The organism is Methanospirillum sp. (genome assembly GCF_035406105.1).
Classification (GTDB): domain Archaea; phylum Halobacteriota; class Methanomicrobia; order Methanomicrobiales; family Methanospirillaceae; genus Methanospirillum.
In genome coordinates, this window is the sequence record NZ_DAONKG010000212.1 from 1 (window position 1) to 3006 (window position 3006).

Here is a 3006-nt window from a genome sequence, read left to right on the forward strand (position 1 = left end):
AGGATAGAGGGGTCATGTATTAGGGACCGGGCGATGGCGACTTTTCGTTTCATCCCTTTTGAGAGGTTTCCAATCTGCTTGCCTTCCGGCTGGAGGGATAACTGGGCAAGCAGCAGATCGGCCCGTGCCTGGATAGTGACCTTGTCAAGTCCATAGATCTCTCCAAAGAACCTGAGATAATCAGGGACCAGCATCGTCTCATAAAGCCTGGATTCTTCAGGAAGATATCCAATCTGTGAACGGACCTGCATGGGATCTTCAATAAGATCCCTGCCTCCTATGACCAGGGATCCTGAAGTCGGGAGGATAAGACCGGAAAGAATCTTTAAAAGAGTCGTTTTCCCTGCTCCGTTATGTCCGATAATGCCGAATATCTCCCCTTCCCTGCAGGTGAATGAAACATCGGAGAGGGCGGTAACATCCCCGTACATCTTGGTGAGAGACGATGCCTCAATCATAGTGATGTATCCTCCTCTTGTTTTCACTACGTTAAAGGATTACGGTAAGCTTTGATATATCATCCCGGCAAACACTCACCCAATGGAGGCTCTTTCACAGCTGCTTACCATTGCAATATGGGAATTCAGGCGTTTTCAGGGGACCATGACAAGGGACCTCCTGCCGGTTGCCGTTGTACTCCTGGTTCTCCTGGTCGGTGTCAGCGGGTTTACGGCACAAAAGGGAATCCATCTGCAGGACGGGATCTACCGGATCGGGGTGGATAATCAGAAATACCTTGATATTATCGGGTCAGATCCCAGATATGTGGTATACTCCCTGCCATCTGATGCCCAGAATATCAGGTCCCTGGGCCTTGATCTTGCCATACGATCCGGATCGCTTCTTCGGGCAAATGGTGATAAGGGTGCGGCAGCCCAGAAGAGTTTTGAGCGGGATTACCAGGCGTACCAGGATTACATTTATCGCCAGCAGACTGATCTCTTTGCGGCATATCCGGTCTGGATAGATAGTGAGTATATTGTCAGTGAACTGGATTTCCTTGCAACCCAGAGCGGCCAGCAGGTTGCAGCGCCAAGGCAGGCATCACCTGTTCCACCTGAACCAGAAGAGATCGAGACCGATATCACTCCTCCATCCGGTATTGTTCCGGCTGATATGGACCTGCTGCGCCGGCAACTTGAGGAGGAGGCAGCACGGGGCAGTGATCAGCTTGCCAGATATACGGATCTGTTATCGCAACAGGAGGCACTCGGAGAGCTGCGAATACCCTCAATGCTCTCTCCACCCCTTCCCTTTGATACCATCATATTCATCTTCGTCTTCATTTTTCCACTCTATTTTACCTCTCAATTTTTTATGATGAGTATCATGAATGAGCGAACCCTCCGTCAGGGTGAAGCCCTCATCGCGTCACCAGTCAGTCCCCTTATTCTGGTGCTTGGAAAGATGCTTCCCTATGCAGCCGGGATGATTCTCATTGTGGTGGCGATCCTCTTTACGGTAAAGGCAGATCTCCTGGCAATCCTCCCGCTTATCCCGGTCATACTCTTTTTCCTCTCGTTTGCACTCTTCATCGGGATGGTGGCCAGAAGTTATAAGGAACTATCGTTCATTTCGATCTTCTTCTCAACAATTGCAACCTCTTATCTCTTTTTCCCAAGCATTTTTGCCAATGTTCATATTGTCAGTCTTCTCTCTCCGGTTACCCTTGTGGTTCATGTGATCGACGGGACCGGGTATACCCTTACTGATTACATCTATTCGACTGCTCTCTTTTACCTGACCAGTCTTATCCTGTTTGGTGTGTGTATCCGGAACTTTCATGAGGAGCAGCTCTTTACCGAGAAAGGGCTCCTTGATACACTGGCCCTCTATCTTGGTGCCCTGGTATCGAGTAGGTACTGGTATCTCTCCCTGATTCTTATCGCGGTGATGACGATACCGTTCGTTTTTATGGCTCAGATGATGTATCTTGTTCTGTTTTTCAATCTCCCAATGCCCTATTCTCTCATACTTATCATGGTGCTTGCAGCAATGACCGAAGAACTAGTAAAAGCTGCAGGATTTGTAGCGCTCATTACGCACCGGTATCCTCCCCTGACCTGGAAGATAGTGGTTCCTGCTTCTCTTCTTATCGGATTCGGGTTCCTGCTTGGGGAAAAGTTGCTGCTCTTTGTCACGATCTCACAGATCGCAGATTCTATCTTTGGTGCAGCCCTGTTCCTCTCCCTTGGCCTGCTCTGGATGCCGTTTCTCCTCCATGCAGGAACGGTATTCTGCACTGGTGCTGTAGTGAAGATCTGGGGGAAGAATGCCTTTCCCCTTGGGATTACCGTTGCAACCGTTGTTCATACCCTCTATAACCTGTACATGCTCAGGGGGTGGGTATGGTGAATCAGCGCCTGGTCATTGCCATCGCACGAAAAGAGATCCGGGGACTTACCTCAGAAAAGACTATCATTCTTGCCATTCTTCTGCAGCTCTTCATCGCCATGTTTTCGTCATTTTTGATGGTGGGACTGTCTGCGATGTATGATCCGTCGGTCTATGGGCGGATTACCGGTGTCCAGTACGGGATTGGATTTGCTGGTAATGACACCATTCTCTTTGATCTCTTCTCACGCGATCCGTCGTTTATTCCGTATCAGATGGACCCGGGTGTTGCTCTCGGTGCATTAAAGGAGCGTCAGCTTGCAGCCGTGGTATGGCCTTCGGAAACTGCTCCTGATAGTGAGGACCCGGTTACCGTCACGCTATACACCATCAGTAATGATATTCAGTCCACGGTGATCGAGGTGAAAATAAAAGACATCCTTCTTGAGTACGAAAAGATCCTTCGTGATATCAGAAGGGACCGGCTTGATTTCAGACCGGTTCAGGTAACACCATCCCGTCCTGTTGCCCAGAATTCGTTTTATGAGTTCATTTATGGTCTGCTCATCCCCATGCTCCTCTTCATGCCTGCGATCATCTCTGCAGGACTGGTTATAGATCTCATCACTGAGGAGTACCAGGAGCAGACTCTTGATACGCTGCGGACAACAC

Annotated in this window: 3 protein-coding genes; 2 read left to right on the forward strand and 1 reads right to left on the reverse strand. The window is 49.4% G+C overall.

Going from position 1 to position 3006, the window contains the following annotated elements:
* A partial coding sequence (locus tag PLA23_RS11115) for an ABC transporter ATP-binding protein (RefSeq protein ID WP_324475226.1) occupies nt 1-458 on the reverse strand: 458 nt, incomplete at its 3' end.
* Nucleotides 459-540: 82 nt separating this feature from the next.
* Here PLA23_RS11115 and PLA23_RS11120 point away from each other — a divergent pair.
* A complete protein-coding gene (locus PLA23_RS11120; RefSeq protein ID WP_324475227.1) occupies nt 541-2355 on the forward strand; it encodes an ABC transporter permease in 1815 nt (604 codons plus the stop codon).
* A partial coding sequence (locus PLA23_RS11125) for an ABC transporter permease family protein (protein WP_502883625.1) occupies nt 2349-3006 on the forward strand: 658 nt, incomplete at its 3' end. The genes PLA23_RS11120 and PLA23_RS11125, both read left to right, overlap by 7 nt.

Excerpts from the sequence above, each read along its gene's own strand:
- PLA23_RS11120 (WP_324475227.1), top strand. The coding sequence starts at position 541 with ATGGAGGCTCTTTCACAGCTGCTTACCATTGCAATATGGGAATTCAGG.